The sequence below is a fragment of the Streptomyces sp. NPDC051822 genome (assembly GCF_044452745.1).
Classification (GTDB): domain Bacteria; phylum Actinomycetota; class Actinomycetes; order Streptomycetales; family Streptomycetaceae; genus Streptomyces.
Map to the genome: position 1 here is coordinate 310,133 of NZ_JBITBZ010000005.1, position 16,885 is coordinate 327,017.

The window sequence follows — 16,885 nt, forward strand, 5'->3', positions numbered from 1 at the left end:
CAATGCGCGGGTGGCGGAATAGGCAGACGCGCTGGATTCAGGTTCCAGTGCCCGAAAGGGCGTGGGGGTTCAACTCCCCCCTCGCGCACCAGGCAGTACCGAAACGGTCGGCATCGTGATCACGATGCCGACCGTTTCGCATTCCCGGACCGCGTACGACGACGCATACCTGGAGCAGCAGCGATGAGTGTGTGGATACGGCAGTTCTTCCCTGTGTCGCAGCCCGACCGGCGGCTGATCTGCTTTCCGCACGCGGGAGGTTCGGCGAGCGCCTACCGGGCGATGGCGCAGTCGCTCGGGGACAGCCGGACGGACGTCCTGATCGTGCAGTACCCCGGCCGGCAGGACCGCATCGCGGAACCGGCGGCCGACGGGCTGGGAGAACTGGTCGACGGGCTGTGGAGCGAACTGCTCCCGGTCCTTGCGGACGGCAGGCCGTTCGGGCTTTTCGGGCACAGCATGGGGGCGCTCCTCGCCTTCGAGGCGGCGCGTCGGCTGGAGCGTGCCGAGCGCGTACCGGCGGCGCTGTTCGTCTCGGCCTGCCGGGGGCCCTCGTCCACGGGCATCGGCCCTCGGGCCCGCACGCTGGCCGAAGCGAGTGACGAAGCCCTCGTGGACGAGCTCCGGCTGCTCGGCGGTTCCGTCGACGAGCTGCTGGCCCACCCGGGCCTCCTGGAACTCGCGCTGCCCGTGGTCCGTTCCGACTTCAGGATGCTCGGCCGGTACGCGTACCGGCCCGGTGCTCCGCTCGCCTGCCCGCTGATCAGCCTCGTCGGGGACAAGGACCCGCGGGTGCCGGTCGAGGAGATGGAGAGCTGGCGGAGCGAGACGAGCGGGCCCTACGCGGCACACGTCCTGGGCGGCGGCCACTTCTACCTCGACGACCACCTGTCCGCGGTCCGCGACATCGTGGGCGCCGCTCCGTGGCGGTGACCGGGTCCACACCGCGGGCCGCCGCATCGACGGGAGGCGTTCCCGCGGTCGGGGTCGACCTGTGGTCGATCCGGGTGCGCGGGATCACGGAGAACGACCTCGACCTCTCCGAACTCGACGCCGCGGAGCTCGGACGGTTCGAGGGCCTGCAGCGCGCGCAGGACCGGGTGCTGTTCGGAACCGCCCACGTCGCGCTGCGCCGGCTGCTTGCGGCGCGCCTGGGCATGGCGCCCGCCGAGGTCGGCTATCACCGGGAGCCGTGCCCCTGCTGCGGGGCGCCCCACGGCAGGCCGGCCGTGCTCGGGAGAGCCGGCGCACCGCACTTCTCCCTCTCGCACGGCGGGGACATGGTGCTGATCGGGATGGCGCCCCGCCCGGTCGGCGTGGACGTCGAGGCCGTTCCGTCCGCCGCCGGCGTACGCGATCTCACGCCGTCCCTCCATCCGCTGGAGCGCGGCGAGATCGCCGACGACGCGTTCTCACCGGAGACGTTCGCCCGGATCTGGACCCGCAAGGAGGCCTACCTCAAGGGACTCGGTACGGGCCTGGGGCGGGCCCTTGACGCCGACTATCTCGGCGAGACCGGCCGGGCGCCCTCCCCCGCGGGATGGTGCGTCTCGAACGTCCCCGTGGACGGGCGGCATGCCGCGGCGGTCGCGGTGGAGGGGCCGGAGATGGCTCTGCGCGTGACGTCGCTGCCGGCCCGTTTCGTCTACTCGCCGTCCACGACCTCGTCCGGCGGTCCGTGATCTCGGCAACTCACCCCTCCGGCGTCGACTTTCGTCGTCGGAGGGCGAGACGAAAGAGGGAAGCCCGGGGGCCGGGGCGCGGCCTACGGTGCGAGCGTGGACGTCATGTCGAAGTCGGGGGCCCGGAGCCGGGGTCAGAGTAAGGGCCGGGGCCAGGGCCAGGACCCAGGTGGGAACCAGGGTCTGGGTCGGTACGGGATCGGGGCGGTGCTCGCGGCCGCGTGGGCCTGGTTCGTGGTGCCGGGGCAGTGGTCGGCGCGCAGGACCACCGGAGAGGTGGCACTCGCCGCGGTCGTCGCGCTGCTCGGCGCCGGGACCGAGGACCTGCTGGGCGCCGAGGGCTGGCAGCGGCCGGCCGGAGTCGCCGCCGCCTCCGCAGTGCTGTCACTGGTGCGGCGCAGACTTCCCGCGAGCGTGCTCGTCCTCACCGCGGGGCTCGCGCCCTTCGTGCCGGGCCTCGGGCCGCTGCTGCTCGTGGTCGGCTGGTCCTCCGGCCGGTACATCGCGGGTGCCGGGCACGCCCTCGCCGCGTTCATCGCCGCCTTCGTCGTGAACGTCGGGGGCAGCCTCGTCGAGACCTGGGACCGTCAGCGGCTGCTCGCCATGGCGCTCATGGCGACCCTCTACTACCTGGGCACCACCCTGGCCCCCGCGCTCGCCCACCGCTACTGGGCGCAGCGGCGGACCCTGCTGCACGCGCTGCAGGAGCGCAACGCCCAACTGCTGCGGGAGCGGACGATGGTGGCCTGGCAGGCGCGGCTGCGGGAGCGGCAGCGGATCGCCCAGGACATGCACGACAGCCTCGGCCATCAGCTGGCCCTGATCGCCGTGCACACGGGGGCCCTGGAGGTGGACCGGGACCTGGGCGAACGGCAGCGTGAGGTGGTCGGCGTGCTGAGGAACGCGTCGGTGACGGCGATGCACGAGCTGCGGGAGGTCGTCGGGATACTCCGCGACGGCGTCGAGGCCGCCGACGGGACCGCGGCGGCCCCCGGTCGGGCCGGGGACGAGACGGGGAGGGCTGCCCGGGGGATCGCGGGCATCGAAGGGCTCGTGGAGGCGGCGCGGGCGGCAGGCACGTCGGTCGCGCTGAGACGGGCGGGGGACGAGCGGGCACTGGAACCGGCGGCCGACCACGCGGCGTACAGGATCGTGCAGGAGGCTCTCACGAACGCCTACAAGTACGCGCCGGGGGCCCCGATCGGCGTCGAGCTGCGGTACGAGCCCGACACCTTCGTGGTCGAGGTGCTCAACGAGCAGCCGGTGGGCGGGCCTTCGAAGGACGTGGTGAGCGGCGGGCAGGGCCTCACCGGACTCGCCGAGCGGGCCCGGCTCGTGGGCGGCATGTGCCACGCGGGCCCTGCCGACGGCGGCGGGTTCCGGGTGGCCGGGATGCTGCCGTACGGGGCGGCGCCCGTCGCGAACGCGGCGCCTTTGGTCGATGCGGCCGACGACTTCCGGCAGCAGACCACGAAGCCGCTGGCGGGCGATGGTCGTCCGGTCGTGGTCGGACCGGCCGACTGGACGTTCACGGAGCGGGAGCTTGCGATGGCGGTACACGGGGGCAGGGGCAGAAGCACGGGCGGTTCGATCGCACTGGGCTGCGGGATCGCGTTCGCGGCCCTCGTGCTCCTTGTGGTGGCGGCGGGCTTCGGTCTCTACTTCCTGATGGGTTCGGTGCAGAAGGGGATGATCGACCCGGAGCAGTACGACGCCATCGTGGTGGGGGAGTCCGAGCAGAAGGTCCGCGAGCAGCTCCCGTCGGGGGACACGATCGCCACCGCCGGCCTGAACGGCAAGGGACCCGCGATGCCGGCCGGCGCCGACTGCCTGGTGCTGATGTCCTCGGAGGTGGGCGACAGCTTCGACACGGAGCCGGTTTTCCGGTTCTGCTTCAAGGACGGCAAGCTGATCGAGAAGAAGTCGTACGAGGTCGAGGCGCGGTAGCGCCGCACCGGCCCGTACCGAAGCCGTGGGGGAACAGCTGTGGCAGGCCAGCCCATCAGGGTCGTGATCGCCGACGACGAGCCTCTGATCAGGGCCGGGATCCGGATGATCCTCATCTCGGACCCGGAGATCGAGGTCGTCGGCGAGGCCGCCGACGGCCGGGCGGCGGTCGAGGCGGCGCGGGCGCACGCCGCGGACGTGGTGCTGCTCGACATCCAGATGCCGGTGCTCGACGGCCTTTCGGCGCTGCCGGAGTTCCGCCGTGCGGTGCCGGAGGCCCGGGTGATCGTCCTGACGACCTTCGGGGAGCGGGAGAACGTGCTGCGGGCGCTGGAGCACGGCAGTGCCGGCTTCCTCCTGAAGGACACGGCGCCCGCGGAGCTGATCCGGGCGGTCAGGGCGGCCGCGGCGGGCGACGCGTATCTGTCGCCGGCGGCGACCCGGCACGTGGTGGAGCGGCTCGCCAGGGGCCGGGAGGCCGCCCGTGCCGAGGAGGCCCGGGGGCGGGTCGCGGCGCTGAGCGAGAAGGAGCGCGAGGTGCTGGCGCTCCTCGGGGAGGGGCTCTCCAACGCGGACGCGGGGAGACGGCTGCACATGAGCGAGGCCACGGTGAAGACGTACGTGAGCCGGATCCTCGCCAAGCTGGACTGCGAGAACCGGGTGCAGGCGGCGCTGCTGGCACGGGACGCGGGCCTGTAGGGCGCGGCCCTGCGGCTCGACCTGCCGCGGGTCTCGGCGCCTGCCCTGGGCGCCGCTACCGGCGCGGGTCCGGGAGGCCGCCCGTGCCCTCCGCGTTGTAGCGGAGCAGATAGGCGGCGAAGCCGGCCAGGTCGTCGGCGGACCAGTCCTTGAGGCGTTCCTGATAGGCCGCGAGCCGGCTGGTCTGCGCCGTGGCCAGCACCTTGGTCCCGGCCTCGGTGGGATGCAGGACCTGGACGCGATGGTCGTCGGGCGCAGGGCGCCGCTCGACGAAGCCGAGCTTCTCCAGGCCCGCGAGCTGGCGGCTGACCGTCGACTTGTCCAGCAGGTAGTGGGCCGCGAGGTCGGTCGCGCGGCAGCCGCGCTGCTCCTCGATGTGGGCGAGGAGGGTGTACGAGACGAGCGGCAGTTCGGGGTGGACCCGGGCCGCCGCGGCCCGGGCCCGGCGGGCGAACGCCGTCAGCTCGCGCTGGATGACGTCCACCGATGCCTCGCGCGGTGGCTGCTGTGGGTCGGCGCCGGTCATGGGGGCTCCCTCGTGGTTCTGGGGCGGCTCGCCCGTCCCGCACTTTCGGTTGTATAGTACAACGGTTATTTAGTTGTAAAAGCCAACCATGGAGGTTCCAGTGCCCACAGGACCGAACAGCTACGGGACGGCGTTGCGGCACGTCCTCGGACATCTGCTCACCCCGCTGCTGATGTGCCTCGGCATGGGACTCGCCTACCTCGGCGCCTTCCACGCCCCCGAAGCCCACGACCTGCGCGTCGACGTCGTCGGCTCCGGACCCACCGCCCAGGTCCTCGCACAGACCCTCCACGACAAGGGCGCCGGCGCCCTCGACGTCCGTACCGTCGCCGACCGGGACGCGGCGATCACCGCCCTGCGCGAGCAGGACAGTTACGGCGCCTACGTCCCCGGCGAGAAGCCCGAACTGCTCGTCGCCTCGGCCTCCTCCGACACCAGCGCCATGGCCGTCGAGAAGGTCTTCACCAAGGTCGCCGCCGCGCAGGACGCCCCGCTCAAGGTCACCGACGTGGCACCCCTCGCCTCCAGCGACCCCACAGGACAGGGCCTCTTCTTCCTGCTCGTCGCCCTCAGCATCGGCGCGTACGCCTCGGTCGCCGTCATCGGCGGAGCCGGAGCCGTCCTCCCCCTGCGGATCAGGGCCCTTCTCGCCGCCGGGATGTCGCTCGTCGTCAGCCTCATCGGCACCCTGTTCGCCGGACCGCTCTTCCACCTGGTCGATCAGGGCCTCGGCGGCGTCTGGGCACTGTCCTGGCTCTACGCGGCCGGCATCCTGCTCGTCGGCGTCGGCCTCCACACCTTCTTGCGCCGCTGGACCACCCTCGGCGTGATGGTGCTCTTCGTCATGCTCAACTTCACCAGCTCCGGCGGCATCTACCGACCCGAACTCCAGCCCGGCTTCTTCGGCGCGCTCCACGCCTTCTGGAACGGCGCGGGCTTCATCGAGGGCGTCCGCGCCCACGTGTACTTCGACGGGCACGCGCTCGGCGGACACGTCCTCGTCCTCGCCCTCTGGCTCCTCGCCGGAATCGCCCTCGTCGTCGCCGCCGGGCTCACCGAGACCCGCCGGAGGACCGCGAACAACCGGCCCGACCCGGCAGCGACCCCCACCGCGAGCGCGAAGGAAGCAGAGAAGGAAGCAGAGAAGGAGGCGGAGGAGGAGATCGAGGAGGCGGTCGCGGTCTGAGAGTTGTCCACAGGCGCTGTCCACAGGGGGAGACGGCCCCTCGGACCCGGCGGTACGGTCAGGGCCGGATGATGTTGGACATCGCATCGGGGGAGGGCAAGGCATGGACGACACCCAGGTCGTGGTGCCGGGACAGCGCGACAGGGACGCGGCACCGGCCGACGTACGCGTGCCGCACGTGCCGGGGTTCGCGCACCGCGCCGTCACCGGCGCCGGGACCGCACCCAAGGAATGGGCCAAGGAACTCCGCGAGCGGATCCCGCGCTCCGCACACCGTCGGCCGGCCCTCGCCGCCGACCGCCCTGACGCCGTCCGAGCCGTCGAGGAGTCGAGCCGCGACCGCGTCCCCGAGCTCGCGCCGATACGCGTCGGCAGGATGGCGGCCAGTCCGTTCGCCTTCCTCCGCGGATCCGCCGGACTGATGGCCCACGACCTCGCCGACACCCCCGTCACGGGCATAGCCGCCCAACTGTGCGGCGACGCGCACGCCGCCAACTTCGGGCTCTACGGCGACGCCCGCGGCCGGCTCGTCATGGACCTCAACGACTTCGACGAGACCGTCGTCGGCCCCTGGGAATGGGACCTCAAGCGCCTCGCCACCTCCCTGGTGCTCGCCGGCCGGGAAGTGGGCGCGAGCGAGGAGGAATGCCGGGCCGCAGCCTTCGACACCGTCGGCGCCTACCGGCGCACCATGCGGCTCCTCGCCCGGCTGCCCGCCCTCGACGCCTGGAACGCGATCGCCGACGAGGAACTCGTCTCGCACACCGACGCCCGCGACCTCCTCGGCACCCTCGAACGGGTCTCCGCCAAGGCCCGCAACAACACCAGCGCCAGATTCGCCGCCCGGTCGACCGAGGCCCTGACCGACGCGGACGGCGGCGGCCGCAGATTCACGGCCGCACCGCCGGTCCTGCGCAGAATCCCGGACGCCGAGGCCGCCGCGGTCGCCTCCTCCCTCGGCCCCTACCTGGAGACCGTGTCCGAGGACCGGCTGCCGCTGCTCGCGCGGTACGCCGTCCACGACGTGGCCTTCCGGGTCGTCGGCACCGGCAGCGTCGGCACCCGTTCCTACGTCGTCCTGCTCCTCGACCACCGGGGCGAGCCGCTGGTGCTCCAGGTGAAGGAGGCCAGGCCGTCCGCCCTGCTGCCCCACCTGCCGGTTGCGGGTTTCACCGTGCCCGACCCCGGCCACGAGGGACGGCGCGTCGTGCTCGGACAGAAGAGGATGCAGGTCGTCAGCGACATCCTGCTCGGCTGGACCACGGTGGACGGGCGCCCCTTCCAGGTGCGCCAGTTCCGCAACCGCAAGGGCAGCGTCGACCCCGCCGCGCTCACCACCGACCAGGTCGACGACTACGGCCGGATGACCGGCGCCCTTCTCGCACGCGCCCATGCCCACAGCGCCGACCCGCGCCTCATAGCCGGGTACTGCGGAAAGAACGAGGAGTTCGACGACGCCGTCGCCACCTTCGCCGTCTCCTACGCGGACCGCACCACCGCCGACCACGCCGACCTGCTCACGGCCGTCCGCACGGGCCGCATACCGGCGGAACTGGGCGTCTGACACGCCAGCGGCGTCAGGCGCCTGACCGGCGGCCGAACCGAGCTCTGCCGACCGCTGCGAGAACGGCGTGCCCAGGGGCAGGGGCATGACCAGGGGCAGGGGCATGACCGGGGGAAGGGCAAGAGGGGGAGGGAGGGGAGGGGGAGGGAGGGGGGAGGCCCCCCGAGGACCGTAGGCTGGGTGGGACGAGGCGGAACGAGGACTGGGCGGGCGTGGACGTGACCGAGGACCAGGGTGTGAACGAGGAGCCCGGTGACGTGCGCCCCGGCGACGAGCTGCCCGGCGACGTGCGCCCCGGTGACGAGCGGCCCGAGGCGCGGCTTGAGCGGGCCGTGCGGGTGGCCGAGCAGGCCCTGATCGAGTTCGAGATCGCCGTCGAGACCTTCCGGGTCGAGGTGGACAACTTCTCGCGACTGCACCACCAGAAGCTCGGCCCCATGTACGCGCGTCTCGACGAGCTCGACGCGCGGATCGCCGAGGCGCGGGCGGCGCGCACCGGTGACCCCGAGGATCTGCGGCGGGCGGAGGAGGCGCGGGCGGCGGTTCTGCCGATGCCGGGCGTGGACGAGCTGTTCCACGACTGGATCGACTCCGACGGCCTCTCCCCCGAGGCGGCGGCCATGCTCACCGACCGGCCGGTGCAGCCGCCGAAGCGCGTCCGCCCCAGCGAGGAGGTACGCAGGCTCTACCGGGAGCTGGCCCGTAAGGCCCACCCCGATCTGGCCCGCGAGGAGGACGAGCGGAAGCGGCGCGAGGAGTTCATCACGCGGGTGAACGCCGCGTACGCCCGTGGCGACGAGGCGCTGCTTCGCGAGCTGTCCGCGGAGTGGGAGGCCGGTCCCGTGCCGGCCGAGGAGCGGCTCAGCGAGAGTGAGGAGCTGTACGCGCGCCTGGAGTGGCTGGCCCAGCGCAAGGACATGCTGTCGGCGCTGGCGCGCGAGCTGGAGGATAGTGCGATCGGCGCGATGCTGCGGATGGCGCCGGACGACCCGGACCGGCTCCTGGAGGAGATCGCGGAGCAGCTGCTCACGCAGGTCTCCGAGCGTGAGAACGAGCTGGCCGGGCTGGTGCAGTAGGTTTTTCCGTGCGCTCGGATTCCCGCCGGGCGGTACTGACGAGAGAAGGCCGTTCCCATGAATTTCTCCCCGCTGCCCTCGGTGGACGCGGCTTCCGTGCCGGCCGACGGTCTGGTGCTGGACGTCAGGGAGGACGACGAGTGGGCGGCCGGTCATGTCGAGGGTGCGCTGCACGTGCCGATGAGCGACTTCGTGGCCCGCTTCGGTGAGGTGACGGAGGCCATGGCCGAGCGCGGTCGCGCCTATGTGATGTGCCGGGTCGGTGGCCGGTCGGCGCAGGTCACGCAGTATCTGGTGCAGCAGGGCTTCGACGCGGTGAACGTCGACGGCGGGATGCTCGCGTGGGACGGTGCCGGGCGCCCGATGGTGACGGGGAACGGCAGCCCGGCCTTCGTGCTCTGACGGTCGGCGGCCGTCAGCCCAGGGGGTGGGCGGCCAGCAGGTCGCCCAGGGCTTCTTCGTGGGCGGCGGCGGGGCCGAGGGACAGTTCCAGGTGCTTGGCCCAGGCGTGGTAGCGGTGCAGGGGATAGTCGGTGTCGGCGCCGAAGCCGCCGTGCAGGTGCTGTGCGGTCTGCACCACGCGCCGTACTCCTTCGGATGCCCAGATCTTCGCGACGGCGATGTCCCCTGCCGCGGGGAGCGGCGCTTCGGTTGCGCCGGTGAGGCGCCAGGCTGCCTGCCAGAGGGTGGCTTCCATGACGCGCAGGTCGATGTAGCGGTCGGCGGTCTGGACGGCGACGGCCTGGAACGTGGCGACGGGGTGGCCGAACTGTTCCCGTTTGCCGGTGTACTGGCTCGTCATGGTGAGTACGGCTTCGCCGAGGCCGAGGGCGAGCGCGCAGGTGCCGGTGGTGAGCATTCCGCGCAGCCACTCCCAGGCGTCTTCGGCGTCGATGACGTCGGCGCTGTCGAGGCGTACGGAGTCGAGCCGTAGCTCGGCGAGGAGTTCGCCGCTGGTGGAGTACTGCGCGGCGAGGCCGAGGCCTTCGTGTGCGCGGGGGACCAGGGCGAGGACGGCGCGTCCTTCGGGGGTGTGCGCGGGTACGGCGATGATGTCGGCGCCGTGGGCCCAGGGGACGGCGGTCTGGAGGCCGTCGAGGATCCAGTCGGTGCCGTCACGGTGGGCGGTGACGGCGCGTTCGGCCGGGTCGTGGCCGGTGCGGCCCTGGGAGGCGGCGGTGAGGACGAGTTCGCCGCGGCCCGCGCGGGGGAGGAGTGCGGCGGCGGTGTGCTCGGGGGCGTACCTCTCGATGGTCATGGCGACGGCGCTGGTCTCCAGGAGGGGGACGCGGGCGAGGACGCGGGCCGACTCGCGCAGGACGAGGCAGAGGGCGACGGGGTCGAGTCCGGCGCCGCCGTGGCGTGGGGACACCACGAGGCTCAGCAGGTCGGCGGTGGCGAGGCGGGACCAGAGGGGCCGGTCCAGGTCCTCGGAGACGGCGCCCGGTGTGAGGGCGGGGCTCGGTACCGCGTCGGGTGTGACGGTCGAGAAGACCGCCTTGGCCGCGTCGACGGCCGCCTGCTGTTCCTCGGTGAAGGTGAAGTCCACTGTCCTGTCCTCCCGTTGCTGAGCCCCGCTCTGTATGACGGTCCGTCAAGATAGAACAGGTTCTAGTGGAAGGGAATGGCGGCGGCGGTCTCCGGACGCGTCAGCGGTCGAAGTCCAACTCCACGTCGGGTGTGACCGGGTGGGACTGGCAGGCCAGTACGTATCCGGCTTCGGTCTCCTCCGGTTCCAGTGCGAAGTTGCGGTCCATCCGCACCTCTCCGCCGACGAGGAAGGCGCGGCAGGTGCCGCACACTCCGCCCTTGCAGGCGTACGGGGCGTCGGCTCGGGAGCGCAGCACCGTCTCGAGGAGCGTCTCGCCCCGGTCGACCGGCCAGGTGCCGGACCGGCCGTGCAGGGTCGCGGTCAGGGTGGCGTGCGCGGGGGTGTCGGCCGTGGGGGCCGCGGTGGGCGCGGAGCCGTCGTCGACGTGGAAGATCTCCTGGTGGATCCGGCCGCGGCCGACCCCGAGGTCGCTGAGCGCCTGCTCGGCGCCCTGTACGAGGCCGAAGGGGCCGCAGAGGAACCAGCCGTCGACGGTGTCGACCGGCAGCAGCGCGGGCAGCAGTTCGGCGAGCCGCTCGCCGTCGAGCCGGCCGGACGGCAGGCCCGCCTGCTGCTCCTCCCGGGAGAGCACGGTGACCAGCTGGAAGCGGTCGGCGTAGCGGTCCTTCAGGTCGGCGACCTCGTCGAGGAACATCGTGGACGCGGCGGTGCGGTCGCTCCGGATGAGGCAGAACCGGGCTTCCGGCTCCTGGGCGAGGAGGGTGGCCGCGATCGACAGGACCGGGGTGATGCCGCTGCCGCCGACGACGGCGGCGAAGTGGCCGGGGCGTGGGGTGAGGGTGAAGCGGCCCATGGGTTCCATGACCTCGACGAGGTCGCCGACGGCGAGTTCCTTGAGCGCGTACGTCGAGAAGGAGCCGCCGTCGACGAGCCGGATGCCGACGCGCAGGACGGGGGGCTCGCCGGTGGGGGCGGCGGGGGCGCAGATCGAGTACGTGCGCCGGATCTCCTCGCCGTGTTCGCCCGTGCGGCGCAGGGCGAGGTGCTGGCCGGGGAGGTGCCGGTACGCCTCGTGGAGTTCTGGGGGGACCGCGAAGGTGACGGCCACGGAGTCGTCCGTGAGCCGTTCGACCTCGCTCACGCGGAGCGGATGGAACCCGGCCCGTCCGGTGGCGCCTGAGGACACCATCTACAGCTCCTTGAAGTGGTCGAACGGTTCGCGGCAGGTGGTGCAGCGGCGCAGTGCCTTGCACGCGGTCGAGGAGAAGCGGCTCAGGAGCTCGGTGTCCGTGGAGCCGCAGTGGGGGCAGCGGATCGCGAGGGTGAGCGGTACCGGGCCGCCGGCCGGGCCCTGGGGGCGTGGCGGGGCGACGCCGTACTCGGCGAGTTTGCGGCGGCCTTCCTCGGTGATGTCGTCGGTGGACCAGGCGGGCGCGAGGACCGTGACGACGGAGACGTCGGGCACCCCGTGTTCGTGGAGGGCGCGCTCGATGTCCGAGGACATGGCCTCGACGGCGGGGCAGCCCGTGTACGTCGGGGTGAGGGAGACTTCGACGCTGCCGGGGCCGGTGACCTGGACGCCTCGCAGGACGCCGAGCTCAGCCAGGGTGAGGACGGGCAGCTCGGGGTCGAGGACGGCGCCGGCGATCCGGCTGAGTTCCTCTTCCAGGGCGGTCATGGTCACCATGTCGCCCCCGGGTGGCTGCGGTGCAGGTGCTGCATCTCGGCGAGCATCCGGCCGAAGGATTCGGTGTGCAGTCCCTGGCGGCCGGCTCCGGCGGCCCAGGCGCCGGTGCGGGGGCCGGAGGGCATGGTGAGGGTGGCCCTGCCGAGGATGTCGGTCATGGACGCGAGCCAGGCGCTCTCCATGGCGGCGTGGTCCACGTCGAGTCCTTCGACGGGCTGGAACAGTTCGCCCGTGTACCGCCAGAGCGCGTCGCAGGCGCGCTGCATGCGCTCGTGGCTCTCGGTGGTGCCGTCGCCGAGGCGCAGGGTCCACTGCTCGGCGTGGTCCCGGTGGTAGGCGACCTCTTTGACGGCCTTGGCCGCGAGTCCGGCGAAGGGTCCGTCGCCGGAGGCCAGCTGCCCGTACAGGAGGTGCTGGTAGGTGGAGAAGTAGAGCTGGCGGGCGATGGTGTGGGCGAAGTCGCCGTTGGGCTGTTCGACCAGCTGGACGTTCCGGAAGGAACGCTCCTCGCGGAGGTAGGCCAGTTCGTCCTCGTCGCCGACGAGGGACAGCAGGACGCGGGCCTGGCCGAGGAGGTCGAGTGCGATGTTGGCGAGGGCGACCTCCTCCTCCAGGACGGGGGCGGAGCCGGCCCACTCCCCCAGGCGGTGGGAGAGGATGAGGGCGTCGTCGCCGAGGGCGAGGGCGGCACCGGCGGACGTGGCGGTCCCGTGGGTGTCGGGGGTGCTGCTCACAGGTGCTTCACCCCGTCCGGGATCTCGTAGAACGTCGGGTGGCGGTAGGGCTTGTCCGCGGCCGGTTCGAAGAAGGGGTCCTTCTCGTCGGGCGAGGAGGCGGTGATCTCGGTGGAGGGGACGACCCAGATCGACACGCCTTCGCTCCTGCGGGTGTACAGGTCGCGGGCGTTGCGCAGGGCCATCTCCGCGTCGGGCGCGTGGAGACTGCCCGCGTGGGTGTGGGACAGTCCGCGGCGGGAGCGCACGAACACCTCCCACAGCGGCCAACCGTCGCTCGTCATGCCTGTGCCTCCCCGTGCTTGCCGGTGTGCTTGTGCTTCTCCGCGTGGGCGGCCGCGGCTTCTCTGACCCAGGCGCCGTCCTCGTGGGCCTGGCGCCGCTTGCTGAGCCGCTGGTCGTTGCAGGGGCCGTTGCCCTTGAGGACGTCCCAGAACTCGGTCCAGTCGATGGCGCCGAAGTCGTAGTGCCCGCGCTCCTCGTTCCACCGGAGGTCGGGGTCGGGGAGGGTGAGTCCGAGGGCCTCGGCCTGTGGCACGGCGATGTCGACGAAGCGCTGCCGCAGTTCGTCGTTGGTGTGGCGCTTGATCTTCCAGGCCATGGCCTGGGCGGTGTGGGTCGACTCGTCGTCGGGCGGGCCGAACATCATCAGGGAGGGCCACCACCAGCGGTCCACGGCGTCCTGCGCCATGGCGTGCTGGGCCTCGGTGCCCCGGGAGAGGGCGAGCAGCGCCTCGAACCCCTGGCGCTGGTGGAAGGACTCCTCCTTGCAGACCCGGACCATCGCGCGGGCGTACGGCCCGTACGAGCAGCGGCAGATCGGGACCTGGTTGGTGATCGCGGCCCCGTCCACGAGCCAGCCGATGGCGCCGACGTCGGCCCAGGTCAGCGTGGGGTAGTTGAAGATCGAGGAGTACTTCTGGCGGCCTGAGTGGAGCTTGTCGAGCAGCTCGTCGCGGCTGGTGCCGAGGGTTTCCGCGGCGCTGTACAGGTAGAGGCCGTGGCCGGCCTCGTCCTGGACCTTGGCCATGAGGATCGCCTTGCGGCGCAGCGAGGGCGCGCGGGTGATCCAGTTCGCCTCGGGCTGCATGCCGATGATTTCGGAGTGGGCGTGCTGCGCGATCTGCCGGACGAGCGAGGCGCGGTAGGCCTCGGGCATCCAGTCGCGCGGCTCGATCCGCTCCTCGGCGGCCACCGCGGCGTCGAACACGGCCTCGTGAGCGGCCTGCTCCGCCGCCACGGCCGCGTCCGACACGCCGGGCACGCCCGTGGTCCCTGTCGTATCTGCCGTCACTGCGGTCATCGGACCCCCTACCGACCGATCGTTCGGTTGAATGACTTCAATGGTGAGTCGGCGGCCCGTATGGTGTCAACCCTGTGGATAACCGAGTGGGCCGATCGGGATCGGGGCGGGATGGACGCGGACGTCGAAAAGGGCGCGGCTGACGTGAACGACGACCGTCCGGCAGCCCAGGCGGACCCGGAGGCGATCACCCCCCAGGCGCCCCACGCGATCACGCCGCACGCGCCCCCCGACGCCCAGGGCGCAGCCACCGGGATCATGGCCCTCTCGCTGCCCTACCAGGTCGTTCTCGCGGTGGCGCTCGCCGTCGCCGGGGTGTTCGCCTGTGTGCACCTGGCGATGGTGTTCCTGCACGTGGCGCCGTCCAACACGCTGACCAAACGGCACGGCCAGGCCGTCGACGACTGGGTCTATCCGGAGTTCGAACAGAACTGGAAGCTGTTCGCGCCGAATCCGCTCCAGCAGAACATCTCCGTCGAGGTCCGTGCCGAGCTCGCCGCCCCGGACGGCGACCTGCGCACCACCGACTGGATCGACCTCACGGCCCAGGACACCGAGGCGATCCGCCACAACCCGATGCCCAGCCACGCCCAGCAGAACGAACTCCGCCGGGCCGTGGACTTCTACCTCCACTCGCACTCCGACGACGAGCGCCCCGAAGGGCTGCGCGGCCGCCTCTCGGAGGAGTACATGCGCCGGATCGCGATGCACCGCCTCGACGCCCTTCCCGCCCTCCGGGGGCCCGACGGGCGGGCGCTCGCCGGCGACGTGCGGCGTGTCCAGCTCCGGGCCGTCACCCGGCCCGTGGCCGCCCCCCGGTGGAGCTCCGAGGAGACCGACACGGCCCCCACCTACCGCGACCTCCCGTGGTGGCAGGTCACCGAAGCCGACCGGCCCGCAGGGGCCCACCGAAGCGGTACGGAGGCGGCCCGATGACCACCCCCACACCACCCCAGCCGTCCCCTGCACCCCTCCCATCCCCTGCACCCCTGCCGGGCCCCACCCCACTGCCGTCCCCGACGGCAGCCCGCGAGCCCTTCGACCGCCGGCTCGCCCGCGCCGTCCAGACCGTCACGAGCCGCTCCCTCGGCCCGTACCAGACGGCGATCGTACGGATCGGCTTCTCGCTGACCTGGCTGCTCTTCCTGCTGCGCGAGCTGCCGTTCCGGCACGAGCTGTACGGCCCCGACAGCCCCTGGTCCTGGGAGATGGCCCGCCGGCTGATCGCCGACAACCGGTCCTTCAGCGTGCTCATGTGGTCGGACGGCCGGCTCTGGTTCGAGCTCGTCTACGGCCTCGCCGCGCTCTCCGCCGTGCTCCTCCTGGTCGGCTGGCGCACCCGGGCTGTCTCGGTGGTCTTCATGGTCGGGGTGCTCTCGCTGCAGAATCGCTCCGTCTTCGTGGGGGACGGCGGCGACAACGTCCTCCACCTCGCCGCGATCTACCTCGTGCTGACCCGCTGCTCCCAGGTGTGGTCCCTCGACGCCCGGCGGGCGGCCCGCGAGGCCCGCGCCGCCCATGCCGGCGGGCTGCCCCGCGCCGATCGCACGGGCCCGCTGCTGTGGACCGTGCTCGGCGGCCTCCTGCTCGCCACGACGTGGTTCAGCGAGGTCTCCGGCGAGTGGTGGCTGCCCGTGCTGCTGTGGGTCCTGTGGCTCGGGAACGGCCTCTGGTGGCTGGTCCGCCGGTTCGCGCCCGGCGAGCCGCGCACCCTGCTCGACGCCCTGGCCCACCTCGCGCACAACGCCGCCCTTCTCGTGATCATGGCGGAGGTCTGTCTGATCTACGCCACGGCCGGCTGGTACAAGGTGCAGGGCTCGCGCTGGCAGGACGGCACCGCACTGTTCTACCCGCTCCACCTCGACTACTTCACGCCCTGGCCCGCGCTATCCGGCCTGCTCGCCGCCAGCGGGGTCATGGTGATGCTGGTGACCTACGGCACGGTGATCGTCCAGGTCGCCTTCCCCTTCACGCTCTTCCACCGCAAGGTCAAGAACGTGCTGCTCGTCGCGATGATGCTGGAGCACGCCGGGATCGCCGTGCTCCTCGGCCTGCCGGTCTTCTCGCTCGCGATGATCTCCGCCGACGCCGTGTTCCTGCCGACGGCGTTCCTGGCCGGGCTCGGCGCGTGGGTCGTACGGAGCAGGGACCGGCTGCTGCGGCGGGCGCCCGCCGGGACGCTGCCCGAGCAGCGCCGTACGGGTGAGGAGCACGGCCCCCGTACCCTCGTCGGGTGAGCACCACCACCAGTACCACTGACGAGAAGGCCGGAGCCGGGGCCGCCGAGCCGGTCCAGTACGACGAGGGCTTCGGCGCCGAGATCGGCGTGGGACCGCACCCGGAGCCGTGGCCCGAGGGCGAGCGGTACGACCCCGAGCTGCTTGCCGGCGGCGACCGGCGCAATGTCGTGGACCGCTACCGGTACTGGACGCGGGAGGCGGTCGTCGCCGACCTGGACACCCGGCGCCATGACTTCCACGTGGCCGTGGAGAACTGGGGCCACGACTTCAACATCGGCTCGGTGGTACGGACCGCCAACGCGTTCCTGGCGAAGGAGGTCCACATCGTGGGCCGACGGCGCTGGAACCGGCGCGGCGCCATGGTCACCGACCGCTACCAGCACGTCCGGCACCACCCGGACACCGAGTCGCTGACCTCGTGGGCGGCGGCCGAGGGCATCCCGGTCATCGGCATCGACAACCTGCCGGGCGCCGTCCCGCTGGAACGGACCGTGCTGCCCCGCCGCTGCGTGCTGCTCTTCGGACAGGAGGGCCCGGGGCTCACGGAGGAGGCCCGCGCCCACGTGGAGATGGTCTGCTCGATCGCCCAGTTCGGCTCGACCCGCTCGATCAACGCGGGGGCGGCCGCCGCGATCGCCATGCACGCGTGGGTGCAGCGCTACGCGGAGATCGAGAGCCCCTGACACGAG

18 protein-coding genes and 1 tRNA gene are annotated in these 16,885 nt (G+C 72.3%); 12 read left to right on the forward strand and 7 right to left on the reverse strand.

Translation table 11 applies throughout. The features are described 5' to 3' along the window. The first annotated feature begins 4 nt into the window (after positions 1 to 4). The 5 genes from ACIA8N_RS18840 to ACIA8N_RS18860 all read left to right on the forward strand — a co-directional run bounded on the left by ACIA8N_RS18840 (position 5) and on the right by ACIA8N_RS18860 (position 4,328). Positions 5 to 91: transfer RNA gene (locus ACIA8N_RS18840), tRNA-Leu, on the forward strand. Positions 92 to 183: 92 nt separating this feature from the next. After that, positions 184 to 933 (forward strand): alpha/beta fold hydrolase, encoded by a 750-nt coding sequence (locus ACIA8N_RS18845; protein ID WP_365776789.1) that lies wholly within the window; start codon positions 184 to 186, stop codon positions 931 to 933. Next, positions 930 to 1,682 carry a 4'-phosphopantetheinyl transferase superfamily protein gene (locus tag ACIA8N_RS18850; protein ID WP_365776792.1) on the forward strand — a complete coding sequence of 251 codons (753 nt, stop codon included), beginning with the start codon at positions 930 to 932 and terminating at the stop codon, positions 1,680 to 1,682. The genes ACIA8N_RS18845 and ACIA8N_RS18850 overlap by 4 nt, the downstream gene beginning before the upstream one ends. Before the next feature lie 207 nt (positions 1,683 to 1,889). Further along, positions 1,890 to 3,629: a histidine kinase gene (locus tag ACIA8N_RS18855; RefSeq protein ID WP_365776794.1), complete on the forward strand. Its 1,740-nt coding sequence runs from the start codon at positions 1,890 to 1,892 to the stop codon at positions 3,627 to 3,629. 39 nt (positions 3,630 to 3,668) lie between these two features. Further along, complete coding sequence (locus ACIA8N_RS18860; RefSeq protein WP_365776796.1) at positions 3,669 to 4,328, forward strand: response regulator transcription factor; 660 nt, start codon at positions 3,669 to 3,671, stop codon at positions 4,326 to 4,328. A gap of 55 nt (positions 4,329 to 4,383) precedes the next feature. On the opposite strand, the gene ACIA8N_RS18865 is transcribed toward ACIA8N_RS18860, so the two are convergent. Continuing rightward, complete coding sequence (locus ACIA8N_RS18865) at positions 4,384 to 4,854, reverse strand: MarR family winged helix-turn-helix transcriptional regulator (protein ID WP_365776798.1); 471 nt, start codon at positions 4,852 to 4,854, stop codon at positions 4,384 to 4,386. Positions 4,855 to 4,942: 88 nt separating this feature from the next. Here ACIA8N_RS18865 and ACIA8N_RS18870 point away from each other — a divergent pair, with 88 nt between their 5' ends. The 4 genes from ACIA8N_RS18870 to ACIA8N_RS18885 all read left to right on the forward strand — a co-directional run bounded on the left by ACIA8N_RS18870 (position 4,943) and on the right by ACIA8N_RS18885 (position 9,082). Beyond that, entirely contained in the window at positions 4,943 to 6,040 is a 1,098-nt protein-coding gene (locus tag ACIA8N_RS18870; protein WP_365776800.1) for a hypothetical protein, read from the forward strand. A gap of 103 nt (positions 6,041 to 6,143) precedes the next feature. Then, positions 6,144 to 7,604, forward strand: a complete 1,461-nt coding sequence (locus tag ACIA8N_RS18875) for a DUF2252 domain-containing protein (protein ID WP_365776802.1) — start codon at positions 6,144 to 6,146, stop codon at positions 7,602 to 7,604. 257 nt (positions 7,605 to 7,861) lie between these two features. Then, entirely contained in the window at positions 7,862 to 8,680 is an 819-nt protein-coding gene (locus ACIA8N_RS18880) for a hypothetical protein (RefSeq protein ID WP_365777625.1), read from the forward strand. A gap of 57 nt (positions 8,681 to 8,737) precedes the next feature. Next, positions 8,738 to 9,082, forward strand: a complete 345-nt coding sequence (locus ACIA8N_RS18885; protein ID WP_365776804.1) for a rhodanese-like domain-containing protein — start codon at positions 8,738 to 8,740, stop codon at positions 9,080 to 9,082. Between the two features lie 13 nt (positions 9,083 to 9,095). On the opposite strand, the gene ACIA8N_RS18890 is transcribed toward ACIA8N_RS18885, so the two are convergent. The 6 genes from ACIA8N_RS18890 to paaA form a co-directional block, all read right to left on the reverse strand. Next, complete coding sequence (locus ACIA8N_RS18890) at positions 9,096 to 10,229, reverse strand: acyl-CoA dehydrogenase family protein (RefSeq protein ID WP_365776806.1); 1,134 nt, start codon at positions 10,227 to 10,229, stop codon at positions 9,096 to 9,098. Positions 10,230 to 10,329: 100 nt separating this feature from the next. Continuing rightward, complete coding sequence (locus tag ACIA8N_RS18895; protein ID WP_365776808.1) at positions 10,330 to 11,421, reverse strand: 2Fe-2S iron-sulfur cluster-binding protein; 1,092 nt, start codon at positions 11,419 to 11,421, stop codon at positions 10,330 to 10,332. Further along, positions 11,422 to 11,919 carry a 1,2-phenylacetyl-CoA epoxidase subunit PaaD gene (gene paaD, locus ACIA8N_RS18900; RefSeq protein WP_365776810.1) on the reverse strand — a complete coding sequence of 166 codons (498 nt, stop codon included), beginning with the start codon at positions 11,917 to 11,919 and terminating at the stop codon, positions 11,422 to 11,424. Then, positions 11,913 to 12,653: a 1,2-phenylacetyl-CoA epoxidase subunit PaaC gene (gene paaC / locus ACIA8N_RS18905; RefSeq protein WP_365776812.1), complete on the reverse strand. Its 741-nt coding sequence runs from the start codon at positions 12,651 to 12,653 to the stop codon at positions 11,913 to 11,915. The genes paaD and paaC overlap by 7 nt, the downstream gene beginning before the upstream one ends. Further along, positions 12,650 to 12,937: a 1,2-phenylacetyl-CoA epoxidase subunit PaaB gene (gene paaB / locus ACIA8N_RS18910; RefSeq protein ID WP_365776814.1), complete on the reverse strand. Its 288-nt coding sequence runs from the start codon at positions 12,935 to 12,937 to the stop codon at positions 12,650 to 12,652. Before paaB ends, paaC begins: the two co-directional genes overlap by 4 nt. Continuing rightward, positions 12,934 to 13,956: a 1,2-phenylacetyl-CoA epoxidase subunit PaaA gene (gene paaA, locus ACIA8N_RS18915; RefSeq protein ID WP_365776816.1), complete on the reverse strand. Its 1,023-nt coding sequence runs from the start codon at positions 13,954 to 13,956 to the stop codon at positions 12,934 to 12,936. Before paaA ends, paaB begins: the two co-directional genes overlap by 4 nt. Before the next feature lie 111 nt (positions 13,957 to 14,067). On the opposite strand from paaA, the gene ACIA8N_RS18920 reads away from it, so the two are divergent. From ACIA8N_RS18920 to ACIA8N_RS18930, 3 genes are read left to right on the forward strand one after another with little or no spacing between them, the layout of a single operon-like run. Then, a complete protein-coding gene (locus ACIA8N_RS18920) occupies positions 14,068 to 14,892 on the forward strand; it encodes a DUF5819 family protein (RefSeq protein WP_365776818.1) in 825 nt (274 codons plus the stop codon). Next, entirely contained in the window at positions 14,889 to 16,193 is a 1,305-nt protein-coding gene (locus ACIA8N_RS18925; RefSeq protein WP_365776820.1) for an HTTM domain-containing protein, read from the forward strand. Before ACIA8N_RS18920 ends, ACIA8N_RS18925 begins: the two co-directional genes overlap by 4 nt. Next, positions 16,190 to 16,879: a TrmH family RNA methyltransferase gene (locus tag ACIA8N_RS18930; protein WP_365776822.1), complete on the forward strand. Its 690-nt coding sequence runs from the start codon at positions 16,190 to 16,192 to the stop codon at positions 16,877 to 16,879. The genes ACIA8N_RS18925 and ACIA8N_RS18930 overlap by 4 nt, the downstream gene beginning before the upstream one ends. Positions 16,880 to 16,885: the final 6 nt, after the last annotated feature.